The sequence below is a fragment of the Microbispora sp. NPDC004025 genome (assembly GCF_053604425.1).
This window is the reverse complement of record NZ_JBSGHN010000001.1, coordinates 474,147-490,186: the sequence shown is the minus strand read 5'-3', so window position 1 is coordinate 490,186 and position 16,040 is coordinate 474,147. Positions and strand designations below refer to the sequence as shown.

The following is a 16,040-nucleotide window of genomic DNA, read 5'->3' as shown; positions in this document are numbered from 1 at the left end:
CGTCCGGACCCGTCCTCAGACGCGGAAGACGTGAGGATCGCGTGCAGGTTCCGCTGGATCGCGTGCAGGTTCCGCCTGGCCCGGCCACTCGCGTTCGACGTGCCGCAGCGAGCGGATGCCGTGCTCCAGGTGCCACTGCAGGTACGCGGCGACCAGGCCGCTGCACTCGGCGCGGTGCCGGGACTCGGAGGCGTCGGCGGCCGCCCAGTCGCCGCGCAGCAGGGCGATCATGAGCGCGATCGTCTCCGCGGCGGGCACCGCGGCGCCGGCCGGGCGGCAGGCGCCGCACACCACACCGCCGGCGACGATCGCGAAGGCGCGCACGGCCTCGGCGCCGCACCGCGCGCACTCCGACAGCGCGGGGGCGTAACCCGCCACGGCCAGCGAGCGCAGGAAGAACGCGTCGAGCACCAGCCGGGCCTCGTGGCCGCCCTCTGCCAACGTGCGCAGGCCGCCGACCAGCAGCAGGAACTGGCGCAGTGCCGGCTCCTTCTCCCCCACCGTCAGCCGGTCGGCCGTCTCCAGCATCGCGGTCCCCGCGGTGTACCTGGCGTAGTCGGCCACGATCGCCTCGCCGTACGGGTGCAGGGTCTCGACCTGGGTGATCACGTCGAGCGACCTGCCGCTGTGGAGTTGCAGGTCGACGTGGGAGAACGGCTCCAGCCGCGCGCCGAAGCGCGACATGGTCCTGCGCACGCCCTTGGCCACGCCGCGGACCTTGCCGGTGCGCCGGGTGAGGATGGTGATGATGCGGTCGGCCTCACCCAGCTTCTGGGTGCGCAGCACGACGCCCTCGTCCCGGTAGAGGCTCACCCCGCCATCGTATGGGTGCGCGTGGGCGTCCGCCCCGCTGCACGGACATTCGCCCCAGCGAGGCGCACGAATGGTGAAAATTCGGTAATGATCCGGCGACGATGCTCTGGGACAAACCCTTCCCAAGCTGTACATCCGGGGGCCGTACGGTAAACCTGGGATGCATCGGCTCAACCGAAAGGTCACTAAGCTTTGGCTTCCGGCGGACTTCCCCGCGCCGGTCAAGCCTGAGGGCCTGATCTCCCCCCGTTGCGTGAAAGGTTGCCATGACCCGCGTGGTCCTGCTGGGCGCCCCGCCCGGCCCGATCAGTCCCCCGCCGCCTGGCGGTCAGCCCGCCCTGCCTGCGGACATCACGCTCAAATCGCTGCCCGGGGCCCCCTCCGCGTACGACAGGCTGCTCGCACAGGCCGCCGTCATGGACCCCGAGCCGACGACGATCGCCCGGCCGGGGGACGCCGCCACCTACCGCAGGCCGTACGGCCGTGTGGTGGAGAGCCCTGACGTCGCCGGCGACCTGCGCGCCCTGGCCGACGCGGTCGAGGGTGGCGAGGACAACCTGCTGATCCTGCCGGCCGACTCGCTGGTCCACGACGAGCTGATCTACCAGATCACCAAGGCCAAGCGGGGCGCGATCGCGCTGGTCGCCCGGAGACAGCGCGAGGAGGGCGACGAGCAGGACGAGAACGCGGCCGAGGCCGAACTCGTGCCCATCGAGGAGGCGGAGCCCGAGATCGGCCGGGAGGTCGTCGAGGGACTGCCCCTGCGCACCCGCATCGGCCGCAGCCGGATCGTCTCGGTCGGCACCGCCTACCACGCGGTGACCCGGCCGAACGCCGTGCTTCTCGGACCGCTTCACCTTCACCAGCGTCACCTCCAGACCCTCGCCGAGGTCGCCCGCGAGCTCGCGGACATGGCCCACCTGTTCGGCCCCGAGGACGACGTGACCGAGCTCCTCGCGCTCGGCCTCGTCCGGCGGGGCGTGTCGGTGGGCCGGCGCGGCCGGCGCGACCTGTTCTTCCGCCGCATCCGCAGCCAGGCCGAGGCCGACGAGGCGCTGACGGAGATGGCGGGCTACGACGAGGACCGGGCCCGGCTGGACAACGCCGTGAAGGGCGCGGACGGCTTCTTCACCACGTTCTTCGTCAGCACCTACTCGCGCTTCATCGCCCGCTGGGCGGCCCGCCGGGGGCTCACCCCCAACCAGGTGACGCTGATCTCGATCGCCCTCGGCCTGCTGTCGGCCGGCGCGTTCGCCACCGGCACCCGCTGGGGGGCGGTGGCCGGCGGGGTGCTCATCTACTTCGCGTTCGTCTTCGACTGCGTGGACGGCCAGGTCGCCCGCTACGCGCGCAAGTTCGGCGTGCTCGGCGCCTGGCTGGACGCGACGTTCGACCGGTTCAAGGAGTACGCGGTCTTCGTCGGCCTCGCGGTCGGCGCGACGGTGTCCGGGCAGTTCGGCGACGGCGAGGGCGTGTGGACGCTGGCGCTGGTCGCGCTGGCCCTCCAGTCGGTCAAGCACCTGCTCGACTTCTCGTTCGGCGCGGCCAACCGGCGCAAGGCGCCCGTGCCGCTGCCCACGCTGGATCTCACGGTCGCCGACGACCGTCCGCTGCGCGAGGCGCTGGAGCAGCGCAGGGCGAGCCGGAGCACCGGCGTGCGCGGGCTGCTGAAGCTCTGGACCAAGGCCGGCAAGTTCCGCCCGGTCCACTGGGCCCGCAAGATGATCGTGTTCCCCATCGGCGAGCGCTTCGCCGCGATCGCGATCACCGCCGCGTTCTTCGACCCCCGGGTGACGTTCCTCACGCTGATCGTCTGGGGCGGCGTCGCGGCCACCTACACCCTCACCGGACGTCTCCTGAGGTCGCTCGCATGATCACTCAGCCGCAGGCCACCACGCCGCTCCCGGACCCGGACGAGGAGCGCCGCCGCGTCCAGACCGCGCGCCTGCTCGCCTATCGGGACGACGGCCCGCTCGCCACCGCGCTGAAGGGCGCCCTGGGCCGGCTGCTGCCGCCCGTGCCCGCGACCGCGGTGGCGCTGCTCGCCATCGTGGCGCTGGCCGTCGCCGGTGTCCTCACCGACGGCCCGATCCTGCTCGTGCCCGTCGCCGTGCTGCTCGTGCTGGTCCTGCCCACCGCGGGCCGCGACCACCTGGGCCGCTTCGACTGGCTCACTCCCCCGCTGCTGCGGGCGGCCGAGTTCGCGACGATCATCCTGCTCGGGCTCGCGGAGGACACGCCCAAGTGGCTGCTGTTCGTGCTCCTCTACGTGGTCGGCTATCACACGTACGACACCGTCTACCGCACCCGGCAGGGCATCTGGCCCCCCGCCTGGCTGTACCAGGCCGGACTGGGCTGGGAGGTCCGCCTGCTGATCCTGGGCGTGGCCGCCGCCGCCGGCTGGCTGACCCCCGTGGCGGCCGTCCTCACGGCGTACCTGCTCGTGCTGTTCGCGGTCGAGAGCGTCACGAGCTGGGTCCGGCTGGACAAGGCCTCCGCACAGGCCCAGGCCGACCAGGACCTGGAGCAGTCGCCCGAGGAGGCCGCCGAGCAGGTCACCGGCGAGGCCGAGCAGGGCTGACCGCCGCGCCCCTTGTAAGGCGGCGTCCCAGCGTTCGGCGGGCCGCGCCGGCATGCGATGCCGGCGCGGCCCGACCGGCTTCCGGGGCGGATCGATCGTCAGGAGGCGGGCGAGGCGTCGAACAGGGCCCACACCACCTTGCCGCCGCCACGGGTGAGGACCCATCCCCACGCCGCCGTCAGCGCGTCGACCAGATGCAGCCCGCGGCCCGACTCCGACAGATCGCTCCAGGGCGAGACCGCGGGCACGCGGGCGCTGGCGTCGCTCACTCCGCAGCCGACATGAAACCGGTGCTTCACCAGCCTCAGCCGGATCGGCGGGGCGTCGGCGGGATCGCCGGGAGCGTGCCGCAGCGCGTTGGTCACCAACTCCGACACCACGATCTGCGCGTCCGGCACGAGATCGGGGATCCCCCACCCGCACAGCGTCCTGGCCGTGAAATCTCGCGCGGCGGCGGCGGACCTGGTGCGCCCGTGGAATGTGCACGTCGCCGACGGAGGCAGGGACGAGCCGGCGACGTCGTCTCGCTCGAACGTCGAGGTCAACCACGTGGGCGCCGTCGCGGCTCCCGGGCCCGCCAGGTCTGCAGTCATCGCCGATCCCTCAGGTCTCACTCATTACATGATGTGAATTTCCCTGCCGTCGTGTATCTTGCCCTGTGCCTTGCGGATGCAAGCACGCGTGCACGTGCAAATGTCGTAGGCCCCCCGACTTTCTGTCGAAGTTCCCAGAAAAGACGACCTCACCCCGCTCCGGTAGGATGATCAATCCGATCGGTTGACCAGGAATTCTTCCGGAGCGTATGGAGCCCACGTGAACGGACAGGCGGGCAGCACCGCCCCCGCACCGGCCGCGATCGCCCGCGGCGGCCCGACGGCCCTGCGGCTTCTGCTGGGGGCCCAGCTCAGGCGGCTACGCCGGGAGAGCGGCATCACCCCCGAGAAGGCGGCCCGCGCCATCCGCGCGTCGCATGCCAAGATCAGCAGGCTCGAGCTCGGCCGGGTCGGCTTCAAGGAGCGGGACGTCGCCGACCTGCTCACCCTCTACGGCATGACCGACCCCGACGACCGGGCCGTGCTGCTCGACCTGGCGCGGCAGGCGAACATCCCCGGCTGGTGGCACAAGTACAGCGACGTGCTGCCGGGCTGGTTCGAGTTCTACGTCGGGCTGGAGGAGGCGGCGTCCGTCATCCGCTGCTACGAACTGCAGTACGTCCCCGGGCTGCTGCAGACGCCCGAGTACGCGCGGGCCCTCGTCCTGCGCGGCACCATGGGGCGGTCGGCCGACGACGTCGACCGGCACGTCGACCTGCGGATGCGCCGGCAGGAACGGCTGACGGGCCCCGACGCGGCGACGCTGTGGGCCGTGATGGACGAGGGCGCGCTGCGCCGCCCGATCGGCGGCCGGAAGGTCATGCGGGCCCAGCTGGAGCACCTCATCGAGGTGACCAGGCAGCCGAACATCACGCTGCAGATCGTGCCGTTCGACCACGGCGGGCACGCCGCGTGCGGGGGGCCCTTCACGATCCTGCGCTTCGACGCGCCCGAGCTGCCCGACGTCGTCTACCTGGAACAGCTCACCAGCGCTCTCTATCTGGACAAGGCCGAGGACACCGAGGCGTACACGCAGGTGCTGAACGCGGTGTGCGTGGACGCCCGGCCGGCCACGCACACCGGCGCGTTCCTGGAGGGGCTGCTCGCCGACCTCGGGTGAACTACCCGCCGGAGAAGAACGCCTGGCAGGTCTCGGCGAAGGCGACGGCGCGCGCGGTGGGCCGCACACCGCGCACCGAGGCGAGCACGACGTCGAGCGTGGGCACGTCGTCGCTGATGGGGACGCACGCGACCCGGCCGCCGTCGTAGGTCTGGTCGCTTTCGGCCCGCTGGTTGAGTATCGAGTAGCCGTGTCCGCCGGCCACCAGTGAGCGCGCCGTCTCGTAGCTCGACGTGCGGAACCGCACGCGCGGCTCGGTGGGATAGATGGTCCGGAAGTAGTCGCGGCTGCGCGGCAGGTCCAGCAGGATCATCGGCTCGGCCGCCAGCTCCGCCAGCGACACCGCCTCCGCCCGGGCCAGCGGGTGCTCCGGCGGCAGCAGCGCGTACGGCCTGGCCCGGGTGAGCGGCCGGATGTCGAGGTCGAGGGCGAGGTCGATGGCGTAGACGAGGGCGACCTCGCACCGCCCGTCGAGCAGGGCCGACTCCATGGTGGCGATCTCGCCCTCCGCGACGCTGACCCGCACCCCCGGATACCGCCCGGCGAACGCGCGCAGCAACCGGGACAGGTAGAACGGCGCGAGCGTGGTCAGGCAGCCGACGACGAGCTCACCGGTCAGCGACCCCGCCAGGCCGCGGGCCGACTGGGCGAGCGCCGCGGCGTGGGACAGGAACTCCCGGGCCTCGACGAGGAAGCGCTCGCCCGCGCGGGTCAGCGACAGGCCGCGGGCGTGGTGGCGGATCAGGAGCTGGACCCCCAGCTCCCGCTCCACCTGGGCGATGGCGGCCGAGATCGCCGACTGCGCCACCATGAGTTCTCTGCTGGCCGCGGTCATGCTGCCGAGCTCGGCCGCGGTTACGAAGTAACGCAGCTGGACGAGGGTGAAGTTGACGTCCGCCACGCCCCCCATTGTGACCGTCCCAGTGCCCGGCGGCGCCCGCAAACCGGTATGAAGTTCGAATGCCTTTCCCTGGCCCTGATCAGGCGTTTTCTCGTTGAAAACGACTGGTGCCCAGAGCGACGCCCACGATGGCGAACACCAGGGACACGACGACCCCCCACAACAGGGCCGACGACGCGTAGGAACCGGCGAAGAGCGCACGCAGGCCCTCGACCGCATACCGGAACGGCGTGAGCCGCGACACCACGTCCAGCCAGGCCGGGGCGAGCGACATCGGCAGCAGCGCGCCCGACAGCAGCATCAGCGGGATGACCACGGTGGACATCACGGGCGCGAACAGTTCCTGCCGCATCGTGAGCGCCGCCGTGTACGACAGCGACGCCATGCCGACGGACAGCACGGTGACCAGCAGCAGGGCGGCGAGCACCCCCGCCAGCGGCGCCCGCAGCCCCAGCGCCCAGGCCGCCACGACGATCACCACAGCCTGGATCAGCAGCACGACGCTGTCCCTGAGCACCCGGCCGAGCAGCAGCGTCACCCGGCTCACCGGCGTGACCCGTAGCCGTTCGAGCACGCCGAACCGCTGGTCGAAGACGATGGTGAAGCCCGCCATGCCCGCGCTCGTCAGCCCGAGCTGCACCAGCAGGCCGGGCACGAGGACGGCCCACGACCCCACGCCGCTGCGGGCGAACAGCGGGCCGAACAACACGAGGTAGAGGAACGGCTGCAGGGCGCCGAAGGCCAGGCTGAACTTGTTGCCGAACGAGGCGCGCAGATAGTGGCCGGTCAGGGCGGCGAGGGCGGTCACGCGGCGGCCCCCTCGCGCAGCTCGCGGCCGGTGACGGCGAGGAAGACGTCGTCGAGCGTGCGCGCGCCGTGCTCGGACTTCAGCTCGTCCGGGGTGCCCGCGGCGACGATCCGGCCGTGGTCGATGATCAGAACGCGGTCGCAGAGCGCGTCGGCCTCCTCCAGATAGTGGGTCGTGAGGAAGACCGTCAGGCCGTCCCGCTCGCGCAACCGCCGCACGTGGTCCCACAGGTTGGCGCGGCTCTGCGGGTCGAGCCCGGTCGTGGGCTCGTCGAGGAAGAGCAGCTCGGGCCGGTGGAGCAGGCCCATCGCGATGTCCAGCCGGCGCTTCTGACCGCCCGACAGCGTGACCGTCGTACGCTCCTCGACTCCCGGCAGGTCGAGCTCGGCGAGCAGGGCGGTCACCCGCTCGCGGGCCTCCTCCCTGGTCAGGCCGTACAGGCGGGCCTGGAGCACGAGCTCCTCCCCGACCGGCGAGAACGGGGCGAACGCGCCGCCCTGGGCGACGTAGCCGATGCGGCGGCGTACGCCCGCGGGGTCGGCGAACAGGTCGGCGCCCGCGACCGTGGCGGTGCCGGACGTCGGGCGCAGCAGCGTGGTCAGCATCCGCAGCGTGGTGGTCTTGCCCGCGCCGTTCGGTCCGAGGAAACCGACGATCTCCCCCGCGGAGACGTCGAGATCGATCCCCCGGACGGCCTCGACCGGGCCGAACGTCTTGGTGAGCCCTCTGGCATGAATCATGCCGGGTAGAGTAGCACCAAATTTGGAGTCGCTTAAAGATTGCATTCGCCCTTACAATCGAGGCATGGAAGAGGGCCTGCGGGAGCGGAAGAAGCGGGAGACCCGGCAGCGCATCGCCGACATCGCGATGGGGCTGTTCCTGCAACGGGGCTTCGACAACGTCACGGTGGCGGAGGTGGCCAGGGCCGCCGACGTGTCGGTCAACACCGTCTTCAACTACTTCCGCACGAAGGAGGACCTGTTCCTCGACCGCGGCGAGGAGACCGAGGACCTGCTGGCCCGCGCCGTGCGCGAGCGCCGCGCGGGCGAGACGGCGGTCGGGGCGGTGCGGCGCGACTTCTTCGAAGCCCTCGACGCGGGCGACTGGCGTTACGGGATGAGCGAGGGCCTGGACCTGTTCACGCAGCGGGTGCGGGAGAGCACGTCCCTCCAGTCACGCGTGCACATTCTGGATGTCAACCGGGAGGAGCGGCTGGCCCGGACGCTCGCGGAGGACGCCGACGCCGAACCCGACGACCTGACCCCCTGGCTGGTGGCGGCGCAGATCTGCGCCGTCGTCCGCGCGCTGACCCGTCACTTCGCGATGCGGCAGATGGCCGGCGAGGACCCCGCGCTGATCAGGGCCGACATCAGGAACCACGCCGATCGCGCCTTCGACCTGCTGGAGCGTGGCATCGGCGACTACTGCACCCGGTGAGACAAGCCGCCGTCGGCCTCGCTGCCCGAGGCCACGCATAGCAAGGCCTGATCGGTCAGACACGGCCTGGGTCGCCTCCCGCCAGGCGGCGGGCGCTCCACACCAGCGCCTCGGTGACGCGGGCCTGCGACAGGCCCAGGGTGTGCCGCTGGAACTGGTAGACCTCGGGCGCGAGCGGCGCCAGCACGGCGTCCGCCGTCGCGTCGGGGTCCGGCACCCCCGCCTCGGTCAGCAGCATCCGCACATGCAGGCGCCAGAAGCGGTAGGCGCCGGTGCCGAACCGCGCGCTCCCGGTCTCGGCCCCCAGCACGAGGTGCAGGTGACGCTCCAGCAGTTCGGTCATGGCGACATGGAACGCGGCGAGCCGGTCGGCCGGTGAGGCGCCCGGGCCGAGCGGCGGCGGACCGCTCAGGATGTGCTCCTGCACCTGCCGCTCGTGCTCGTCGAGCAGGGCCGTCGCGATCGACGCGGTGTCCGGATAGCGCCGGTAGAGCGTGGCCCGGCCCACCCCCGCCGCCTTGGCGATCTCGTCCATCGTGACGTGCCGGGCGTCCCTCGTCGCGAACAGCTCTTCCGCCGCTTTCAGCACCCGCATGCGGTTGCGTGCGGCGTCCGCCCGTTCCCGCACCGGCCGGCCCCGTTCGAGGTCCAGCACGGGCAGTTCCCGGCCGACGCCGACCGGGACGGCCTCCTCCGACGGAACGCGGCCGTTCGCCCGGTTCCCGCCGGGACCCGTCAACCCGTTGGCCATGAGGACATGGTAGCCCCTCGCGTCAGCCATGTGGACACGATGTCCGGTTCTCGCTTACGCTCATCCGGACACCACGTCCACTTATGTCGTAGGGGACTGCCATGCATGCCCTGTTTCTCGCCTCGGCGCTGCTGGCCGGCTGCCTGCTGGCCGTGCAGGCCTCAGTTAATCTCCAGCTCAACAAGGCCGTCGGCACGCCGTACGGCGCCTCGACCCTGCAGTTGAGCGTGGCGACCGCCCTGCTGGCGCTCCTCGCGGTCGCCGCCGGCGCGGTCGGCGCGGTCCGCCTCGTGCCGGGTGTCCCGGTCTGGCACCTGCTCGGGGGTCTGGCCAGCCCGCTCTACATCACCAGCGGGATCCTGCTCTTCCCCCGCCTGGGCGCTCTGGCGGCGGCCGGGCTGTTCGTGACCGGCCAGATGTTCGCGTCGCTGGGGCTCGACCTGTTCGGCCTGCTCGGCGTCGCGCGCAAGCCGCCGAGCCTCGGCGTCGCGCTCGGCGCGCTCGCGGTCCTGGCCGGCATCACCGTGATCATCCGTGGGCAGCGCACGGCCTCGTCCGCTCCGGGACCGGCGCCCGGGGCCCCGGACGGCCCCGCCGGCGGGGCGGGGACCGCGACCCTCACCGCGCCGGCCATCCCGGGCGTGCGCCGGGCGGGCGGCCTCGGCCAGGGCGGCTGGATCCTGCTGGGCATCGTCGCGGGCGCGGTCCTGCCCGTGCAGGGCGCGGTCAACGCCGCGCTGCGCGCGGACATCCGCGAGCCGGTGACCACCGCGATGATCAGCTTCATCGTGGCCACGGTCACCATCGCCGTAGTGCTGATCGTCCTGCTGGCGACGCGCCGCACCCCCCGGCCGCGACTCGGCGGGCTGCGCACGATGCCCTGGTGGGGCTGGCTCGGCGGCGCCTGCGCCGCGGCCTATGTCACCGCGACCTTCACGCTCATCCCCGCGATCGGCGCCGCCACCACCGTGGCGCTGACCGTGACCGGTCAGCAGCTCGCCTCGGCCGTGATCGACAACCACGGCCTCCTGCGGCTGCCCCGCCGCCCGCTCACCGCGCCGCGCCTGACCGGTCTCGCCCTGCTCATCGCCGGCTCGGTGCTCGTCCAGCTCACCTGAGCGAACCCGCCTACGACCTGTCCGGCCCGGCCGGGTTCGTCGCCGCGCCGGACGACCCGCCCCGGCCGGCGCCCCGGCACATCCTCAGCTCGCGCGCACCGTCGCGGGACAAGAGACGACACAAGGAGAACGCCGATGACGACGACACCGACCCCGGAGCCCGGCACCATCATCATCTTCTCCGACATCTGGTGCTCCTTCGCGCACATCGCGGTGCACCGGCTCCATCAGACCCGGGAACGGCTCGGCCTGACCGGCCGGGTCCGGTTCGACCACCGCGCCTTCCCTCTGGAACTGCTCAACGACGCGCCGAGCCCCCGGCCGGGGACCGACAGCGAGGTGGCCCGGATGGCCTCGCTCGAACCCGGCGCGGGGTGGCAGCTGTGGCAGGCGAAGGACTGGCTGTACCCGTCCACCACGCTGCCCGCACTGGAGGCCGTCCAGGCGGCCAAGGAGCAGGGCTTCACCGCTTCGGAGCAGCTCGACCTGGCGCTGCGGAGGGCCTTTTGGGCCGAGTCGCGGTGCGTCAGCCACCGCAAGGTCATCCTGGACGCCGCCGCGTCCACCGGGGTGGTGGACGTGGCCGCGCTGGCGGCCGCCCTCGACGACGGCCGGGCACGCGCAGCGCTGTCCGAGCAGGCCGCCGTCGCGGCGACCGACCGGGTGAACTGCAGCCCGCACCTGTTCCTTCCGGACGGCACCGACCACGCCAACCCCGGCATCGAGGTCGGCTGGGCCGGCGGGTACGGCATCGGCTGGCCCGTCGTCTCCTCCGACGATCCGGGCGTGTTCGAGGACATCCTCAAGCGCGCCGCCGCCTGACCGGAGCCCCCTCCCGAAGGCGCCTGACGCCGGCGGATCCGCCCCGGGCTAGATACGGGCGATGAGCGCGTAGCGTTCGTCGCCCACCGGGTGCCCCCACAGGTCGGGATCGTCGCTGAGCGGTTCGACACGCACGTCGGCGACGAGCGGCCGCACCGCGTCGGCCAGGTCGGCGGCGGTGACGCCGAAGCCCCAGGGCAGCGCTTCGGCGCCCGCCACATAAGGCAGTGCGGCCTGCCCGGCCTCACCCCAGCGTCCCTCGATGAGCACCAGCCGGCCGTTCGGGCGAAGCCGGGCGACCCACCCGCGCAGCGCGGCGTGCGGATCGGGCAGGGTCCAGATCAGGTGCCGGCAGAGCAGCATGTCGAACCGGTCGTCGCCGACGGGCGGGACGACGGCGTCGCCGACCAGGAGACGCCCGTCGAGCCCGGCGTCCGCGAACTTGGCCCGGGCCTGCTCGATCATCCGCGGTGCCAGGTCGACACCGGTCACGCGATGTCCGGCCGCGGCCAGCAACACCGACAGCGAGCCGGTGCCGCAGCCGACGTCGAGGATGTCGGCCGGGTGGGAAGGCGCCCACGCGTGCAGCAGGCGCTCCCAGGCGGCATGGGTGTGATCGGCCCGCAGGCCGTGGTCGGGCTCGTCGTCGAACGCGTCGGCGGCGGCGTCCCAGTAGCTGGTGATCGCGGACGTGAGCTCGGTCATGGCGACGATCCTCGCAACCGCCACCGACAATCCGTGCCTGCGATCACCTCGCGCATGCCGTCGCGGCCGCGGACGGGGTGGCGCGCCGGGCGCGGGGGCATGCCGGACGCGGCGGCTGTATACAGTTCCACGTGAAGTTGGACGAGCTCGATCGCGCCATCATCCGGGCCCTCGTCGAGGACGCCCGAGCGACGTACGCCGAGATAGGCGCTCAAGTGGGGCTGTCGGCTCCGGCCGTGAAGAGGCGGGTCGACCGGCTCGTCGCCAGTGGCGCGATCACCGGGTTCAGTGCCCGGGTGGAGCCGTCGGCCCTCGGCTGGACCACCGAGGCGTACGTCGAGCTGTACTGCCGGGGCAAGACCTCCCCCACGGAGATCGGCATGGCCGTGTCCCGGCATCCGGAGGTCGTCTCGGCGTGCACGGTGACCGGGGAGGCGGACGCGTTGCTGCACATCCGCGCGACCGACGTACGGCACGTCGAGCGGGTGATCGAACGCCTGGCGGCCGAGCCGTTCGTGGTGCGCACCAAGAGCTCGATCGTGCTGTCCCGGCTGATTAACGGATCGCCGCAAAACGGGTGAAGGACGCAACCGATCCACACGTGACCGCAACGCGGGCGCATTGGATTGTCGTCTCCGGATTCCTACGCTGAAGTCCCGTTCACCGGTTCTTCCCGCTTGGAGTCGACGATGACGCTCGCGCCAGCCACCGAGGCCACAGAGAGTGGCCGCACGGGTACGGCCCGGCATTTCCTGATGTGCCGGCCCGAGTTCTTCACGGTCTCTTATTCCATCAACCCGTGGATGCACCCGGAGAAGGAGACCGACACCGCACGGGCGCTGCGGCAGTGGGAGAGCCTCCGGCAGGCGTACGAGAGCCTGGGCCACACCGTCAGCCTGATCGACCCGATCGAGGGCCTGCCGGACATGGTGTTCGCCGCCAACGGCGCGCTCGTGGTCGACGGACGGGTCTACGGCGCCAGGTTCGCGCACCCGCAGCGTGCCGCCGAGGGCCCCGCCTACCTGCGGTGGTTCGACGAGCGGGGATACGAGACACTGGAGGCGTCCTTCACCAACGAGGGCGAGGGCGACTACCTGACGCTCGACGAGATGATCCTGGCCGGGACGGGCTTCCGCACCGACGTGGCGGCGCACATGGAGGCCCAGGAGTTCCTCGGCCGCCCGGTCGTCACGCTGCGCCTGGTCGACCCGAGGTTCTACCACCTCGACACCGCTCTGTTCCCGCTGGACGGCCACAACGTGGCGTACTACCCGGAGGCGTTCAGCGAGGGCAGCAGGAAGGTGCTGCGGCGGCTGTTCCCCGACGCCGTGATCGCCACGTCCGCGGACGCGGAGGTACTGGGCCTCAACGCGGTGAGCGACGGCCGGAACGTCGTCGTCAACGCCGAGGCGACCGGGCTGATCCTCGAACTGAAGCGCCGCGGCTTCGAGGTCGTCCCGGTCGACCTCAGCGAGCTGCGCAAGTCCGGCGGCGGCCCCAAGTGCTGCACCCTCGAGATCCGGCCGAGCAGGGAGATCCGATGAGGACAGAGGAGTTCATCAGGCTCAGCGAGAGCCACAGCGCGCACAACTACCACCCGCTGCCGGTCGTGATCAGCTCCGCCGAGGGCGCCTGGGTCACCGACGTGGAGGGCAAGCGGTATCTCGACTGCCTGGCCGGCTACTCCTCGCTGAACTTCGGCCACGGCAACCCCGAGATCCTCGCGGCGGCGCGCGAGCAGCTCGACCGGCTGACGCTGACCAGCCGGGCGTTCTACCACGACCGGTTCGCGGCGTTCGTCACCGGCCTTTCCGAGCTGTGCGGCAAGGACATGGTCCTGCCGATGAACACCGGCGCGGAGGCCGTCGAAACCGCGATCAAGGTGGCCCGCAAGTGGGGGTACGAGGTCAAGGGCGTCGCCCCCGACCAGGCCAACATCGTCGTGATGGAGGACAACTTCCACGGCCGTACGACGACGATCGTGGGCTTCTCCACCGACCCCGAGTCGCGCGAGGGGTTCGGCCCCTTCTCCCCCGGCTTCCGGACCGTCAAGTACGGCTCGGTGGAGGCGGTCAGGGAGGCGATCGACGAGAACACCGTGGCCGTGCTGCTCGAGCCGATCCAGGGCGAGGCAGGCGTGCTGGTCCCGCCGGACGGCTACCTGGCCGCGGTCCGGGAGATCTGCACCGACAACAACGTGCTGCTGGTGGCCGACGAGATCCAGTCGGGCCTCGGGCGCACCGGCGACACGTTCGCCTGCGACCACGAGCGGGTCGTCCCGGACCTGTACGTCCTGGGCAAGGCCCTCGGCGGCGGCGTGGTCCCGGTCTCCGCGGTCGTCGCGAACACCGACGTCATGGGCGTGATCGGGCCGGGCCAGCACGGCTCCACGTTCGGCGGCAACCCGCTGGCGTGCGCCGTCGGCGACGCGGTCATCGGGCTGCTGAAGACCGGCGAGTATCAGGCCAGGGCCCGCGAGCTGGGCGCGTTCCTGCACGCGCGGCTGGCCGATCTGGGCCCCGGTGTGGTGGCGGTGCGCGGGCGCGGACTGTGGGCGGGCGTCGACATCGACCCCTCCCTCGGCACGGGCCGGCAGATCAGCGAGGCGCTCCTGCGCCGCGGCGTGCTCGTCAAGGACACGCACGGCTCGACGATCCGCCTCGCGCCGCCCCTCGTCGTCTCCCGGGACGACCTGGAGTGGGCGATGGACCAGCTCAGCGCGGTGCTGCGGGAGGCTCGGGCCTGATCAGCACCGTGTCGTGGTCGCCGGTGTCGGTGAACCACGTCACCCTGGCCTCTCCGGGCGCCAGGTCGACGGCGGTCATCATGTTGGGGAACCAGGGTCCCTTGCTGATCCGCCATCGCACCGGCGTCCGGGGCAGGCCGCCCGCCCTGGCCAGCACGCCGCCGAGCACGCCCGCCAGCCCGAACGAGGCCACGATGTTGGCGAAGCGCAGCGTGCGGCTCAGCGGGTTGCGGATCGGCGAGCAGACGATCTGGTGGACGCGCCCGCCGCCCCGGCGCCGTACGGACGCCATGTAGGAGTAGTGGACGTCGCCCGACAGGAGCAGGACGCTCGCGGGCGGCCTGCCCCGGCCGCCCGAGGCGACCTCCACCACCACCCGCGCGAGTTCCTCGAACGACCGGCGGAAGGCTCCCCAGTGCTCCAGGTCGAGAAACTGCCGCAGCCGCTCGCCCCACCGCGCCGCCCGGCGGCCCCAGATGCCGTCGCAGACCGCCTCGTTCCAGCTCTCGACGTGGTGGATGCCCGCAGGCAGCAGGATCGGCAGCGAGGACCCGACGAGCAGGTGGTCGAAGTCCCCCGTGGCGTGCTTGTCGAACCAGTCCCATTCCGCGGGGTCGAGCATCCGCCGGTGTCCCGGCTCCAGCACCCGGGCGCTGCGGCTGTCGAGGACGATCAGCCGGGTGTCGCCCAGGTCCCGGTGGTAGCTCCAGCGCACCGAATCGGGCTCACGGTCGGCCCGCCGGGCGAAGACGTCGAGCACCTCGTCGCCGCCGCCGGCCTTCAGCGCGGCGAGCACGGGATCGGCCGCCCGCTCGTCCGGAGGCAGGTTCCCCAGGTGCTGGTAGATGTAGTACGAGCCGAGCGCCGAGACGATGCGCCGGTCCCACCAGGGCACGTCGGCCATCTGCTCACGCCACGCCGCCGAGGTGTTCCAGTCGTCCCTGACGTCGTGGTCGTCGAAGATCATGAGGGTGGGGACCGTGGCCATCAGCCAGCGGACCGGAGGATCGGACCACGCCTGGCGGTACAGCTCGGCGTACTCCTCGAAGTCGACGACCTCCTGCGGGCCGTCGTCCCTGCGCCCGGCGATGAACTCCTTCATGTCCGGGGTGAGCTCGTCGGCGTACACCTGGTCGCCCAGCAGCAGGATCAGGTCGGGCCGCTCGTCCGGCGACTCCATCACACGCAGGCCGTACGCCCGCAGGACGTCCGGGCCGTGCGTGCGCACGTACGGCTCCTCGTGCGGCACGCTGGTGCGGCAGGAGCCGAAGATCAGCCGGTCGAGGCGGATGAGCGGGTGGATCACGCTCGGCGGCAGGCCGGCTTCCGGCCACACCCGCCGGTCGTCGAGCTCCACCTCGTAGGCCACCGGCCCGTCGACGCCGACGTCGATCAGGGCGTAATGGTGACCGTGCACGGTGAAGGTGCGCTCCTCCGAACAGGCGTCGCCGGCCCGCACGCGGACGGTACACGGCTCGGAGGTCTCCACCCAGACGGTCGCGGCGGCCGCGTCCACGTGACGCAGCAGCGGGCCCAGCACAAGTTCCGGCACCCACCTTGTCTACTGGCAAACCCCGTCTATCGCAAAAGCTCCCCTAAGAGCGCCCCAAGTACACCAGAACGGCGAAATGTCGCCCGGCGATCT

Annotated in this window: 16 protein-coding genes and 1 pseudogene; 9 read left to right on the top strand and 8 right to left on the bottom strand. The window is 71.9% G+C overall.

Annotation, left to right across the window (positions count from 1 at the left end):
- Positions 1–15 precede the first annotated feature (15 nt).
- Positions 16–813 (bottom strand): DNA repair protein RecO, encoded by a 798-nt coding sequence (recO, locus tag ACWEQG_RS02445; protein ID WP_363463999.1) that lies wholly within the window; start codon positions 811–813, stop codon positions 16–18.
- Positions 814–1,079: 266 nt separating this feature from the next.
- Here recO and ACWEQG_RS02440 point away from each other — a divergent pair, with 266 nt between their 5' ends.
- Positions 1,080–2,687, top strand: a complete 1,608-nt coding sequence (locus ACWEQG_RS02440) for a CDP-alcohol phosphatidyltransferase family protein (protein WP_452281045.1) — start codon at positions 1,080–1,082, stop codon at positions 2,685–2,687.
- Complete coding sequence (locus ACWEQG_RS02435; protein ID WP_363463995.1) at positions 2,684–3,394, top strand: DUF5941 domain-containing protein; 711 nt, start codon at positions 2,684–2,686, stop codon at positions 3,392–3,394. The genes ACWEQG_RS02440 and ACWEQG_RS02435 overlap by 4 nt, the downstream gene beginning before the upstream one ends.
- Before the next feature lie 98 nt (positions 3,395–3,492).
- Here ACWEQG_RS02435 and ACWEQG_RS02430 read toward each other — a convergent pair whose 3' ends face one another.
- Complete coding sequence (locus ACWEQG_RS02430; protein WP_452281043.1) at positions 3,493–3,987, bottom strand: ATP-binding protein; 495 nt, start codon at positions 3,985–3,987, stop codon at positions 3,493–3,495.
- A 220-nt stretch (positions 3,988–4,207) separates the two neighbouring features.
- Between ACWEQG_RS02430 and ACWEQG_RS02425 the strand changes: the two genes are divergently transcribed.
- Positions 4,208–5,107 carry a helix-turn-helix domain-containing protein gene (locus tag ACWEQG_RS02425; RefSeq protein ID WP_363465420.1) on the top strand — a complete coding sequence of 300 codons (900 nt, stop codon included), beginning with the start codon at positions 4,208–4,210 and terminating at the stop codon, positions 5,105–5,107.
- Position 5,108: 1 nt separating this feature from the next.
- Here the strand turns inward: ACWEQG_RS02425 and ACWEQG_RS02420 are convergent, their stop codons facing one another.
- From ACWEQG_RS02420 to ACWEQG_RS02410, 3 genes and pseudogenes are all read right to left on the bottom strand, one after another.
- The gene (locus tag ACWEQG_RS02420) at positions 5,109–6,017 is read right to left on the bottom strand and encodes a LysR family transcriptional regulator (protein ID WP_452281041.1); all 909 of its coding nucleotides are present in this window, start codon (positions 6,015–6,017) and stop codon (positions 5,109–5,111) included.
- A gap of 70 nt (positions 6,018–6,087) precedes the next feature.
- On the bottom strand, positions 6,088–6,816 hold the full coding sequence (locus ACWEQG_RS02415; RefSeq protein WP_452281039.1) for an ABC transporter permease: 729 nt from the start codon (positions 6,814–6,816) through the stop codon (positions 6,088–6,090).
- A gap of 71 nt (positions 6,817–6,887) precedes the next feature.
- Positions 6,888–7,556, bottom strand: a pseudogene (locus ACWEQG_RS02410) (ABC transporter ATP-binding protein); the annotation flags it as partial.
- A gap of 64 nt (positions 7,557–7,620) precedes the next feature.
- Between ACWEQG_RS02410 and ACWEQG_RS02405 the strand changes: the two are divergent.
- On the top strand, positions 7,621–8,253 hold the full coding sequence (locus ACWEQG_RS02405) for a TetR/AcrR family transcriptional regulator (RefSeq protein ID WP_452281037.1): 633 nt from the start codon (positions 7,621–7,623) through the stop codon (positions 8,251–8,253).
- A gap of 55 nt (positions 8,254–8,308) precedes the next feature.
- Here the strand turns inward: ACWEQG_RS02405 and ACWEQG_RS02400 are convergent, their stop codons facing one another.
- Positions 8,309–9,034 carry a TetR/AcrR family transcriptional regulator gene (locus ACWEQG_RS02400; RefSeq protein WP_452281035.1) on the bottom strand — a complete coding sequence of 242 codons (726 nt, stop codon included), beginning with the start codon at positions 9,032–9,034 and terminating at the stop codon, positions 8,309–8,311.
- Positions 9,035–9,105: 71 nt separating this feature from the next.
- Between ACWEQG_RS02400 and ACWEQG_RS02395 the strand changes: the two genes are divergently transcribed.
- Together ACWEQG_RS02395 and ACWEQG_RS02390 are read left to right on the top strand one after the other, a co-directional pair.
- Complete coding sequence (locus ACWEQG_RS02395) at positions 9,106–10,122, top strand: DMT family transporter (protein ID WP_452281033.1); 1,017 nt, start codon at positions 9,106–9,108, stop codon at positions 10,120–10,122.
- Between the two features lie 135 nt (positions 10,123–10,257).
- The gene (locus ACWEQG_RS02390; RefSeq protein ID WP_363465439.1) at positions 10,258–10,944 is read left to right on the top strand and encodes a DsbA family oxidoreductase; all 687 of its coding nucleotides are present in this window, start codon (positions 10,258–10,260) and stop codon (positions 10,942–10,944) included.
- A 48-nt stretch (positions 10,945–10,992) separates the two neighbouring features.
- Here ACWEQG_RS02390 and ACWEQG_RS02385 read toward each other — a convergent pair whose 3' ends face one another.
- On the bottom strand, positions 10,993–11,649 hold the full coding sequence (locus ACWEQG_RS02385) for a class I SAM-dependent methyltransferase (RefSeq protein WP_452281031.1): 657 nt from the start codon (positions 11,647–11,649) through the stop codon (positions 10,993–10,995).
- 131 nt (positions 11,650–11,780) lie between these two features.
- Here ACWEQG_RS02385 and ACWEQG_RS02380 point away from each other — a divergent pair, with 131 nt between their 5' ends.
- The 3 genes from ACWEQG_RS02380 to rocD all read left to right on the top strand — a co-directional run bounded on the left by ACWEQG_RS02380 (position 11,781) and on the right by rocD (position 14,395).
- Positions 11,781–12,230: an Lrp/AsnC family transcriptional regulator gene (locus ACWEQG_RS02380; RefSeq protein ID WP_169979095.1), complete on the top strand. Its 450-nt coding sequence runs from the start codon at positions 11,781–11,783 to the stop codon at positions 12,228–12,230.
- Between the two features lie 108 nt (positions 12,231–12,338).
- The gene (gene ddaH, locus ACWEQG_RS02375) at positions 12,339–13,193 is read left to right on the top strand and encodes a dimethylargininase (protein ID WP_452281029.1); all 855 of its coding nucleotides are present in this window, start codon (positions 12,339–12,341) and stop codon (positions 13,191–13,193) included.
- Positions 13,190–14,395 carry an ornithine--oxo-acid transaminase gene (gene rocD / locus ACWEQG_RS02370; RefSeq protein WP_452281027.1) on the top strand — a complete coding sequence of 402 codons (1,206 nt, stop codon included), beginning with the start codon at positions 13,190–13,192 and terminating at the stop codon, positions 14,393–14,395. The genes ddaH and rocD overlap by 4 nt, the downstream gene beginning before the upstream one ends.
- Here rocD and ACWEQG_RS02365 read toward each other — a convergent pair.
- A complete protein-coding gene (locus ACWEQG_RS02365; protein WP_452281025.1) occupies positions 14,364–15,947 on the bottom strand; it encodes an alkaline phosphatase D family protein in 1,584 nt (527 codons plus the stop codon). The two genes, rocD and ACWEQG_RS02365, sit on opposite strands and share 32 nt — an antisense overlap.
- Positions 15,948–16,040: the final 93 nt, after the last annotated feature.

Bases quoted from the DNA above. Each gene is read 5' to 3' on its own strand.
- ACWEQG_RS02440 (WP_452281045.1), top strand. From the start codon at position 1,080: ATGACCCGCGTGGTCCTGCTGGGCGCCCCGCCCGGCCCGATCAGTCCC.
- ACWEQG_RS02435 (WP_363463995.1), top strand. From the start codon at position 2,684: ATGATCACTCAGCCGCAGGCCACCACGCCGCTCCCGGACCCGGACGAG.
- ACWEQG_RS02430 (WP_452281043.1), bottom strand. From the start codon at position 3,987: ATGACTGCAGACCTGGCGGGCCCGGGAGCCGCGACGGCGCCCACGTGG.
- ACWEQG_RS02420 (WP_452281041.1), bottom strand. From the start codon at position 6,017: ATGGGGGGCGTGGCGGACGTCAACTTCACCCTCGTCCAGCTGCGTTAC.
- ACWEQG_RS02405 (WP_452281037.1), top strand. From the start codon at position 7,621: ATGGAAGAGGGCCTGCGGGAGCGGAAGAAGCGGGAGACCCGGCAGCGC.
- ACWEQG_RS02400 (WP_452281035.1), bottom strand. From the start codon at position 9,034: ATGGCTGACGCGAGGGGCTACCATGTCCTCATGGCCAACGGGTTGACG.
- ACWEQG_RS02395 (WP_452281033.1), top strand. From the start codon at position 9,106: ATGCATGCCCTGTTTCTCGCCTCGGCGCTGCTGGCCGGCTGCCTGCTG.
- ACWEQG_RS02390 (WP_363465439.1), top strand. From the start codon at position 10,258: ATGACGACGACACCGACCCCGGAGCCCGGCACCATCATCATCTTCTCC.
- ACWEQG_RS02385 (WP_452281031.1), bottom strand. From the start codon at position 11,649: ATGACCGAGCTCACGTCCGCGATCACCAGCTACTGGGACGCCGCCGCC.
- ddaH (WP_452281029.1), top strand. From the start codon at position 12,339: ATGACGCTCGCGCCAGCCACCGAGGCCACAGAGAGTGGCCGCACGGGT.
- rocD (WP_452281027.1), top strand. From the start codon at position 13,190: ATGAGGACAGAGGAGTTCATCAGGCTCAGCGAGAGCCACAGCGCGCAC.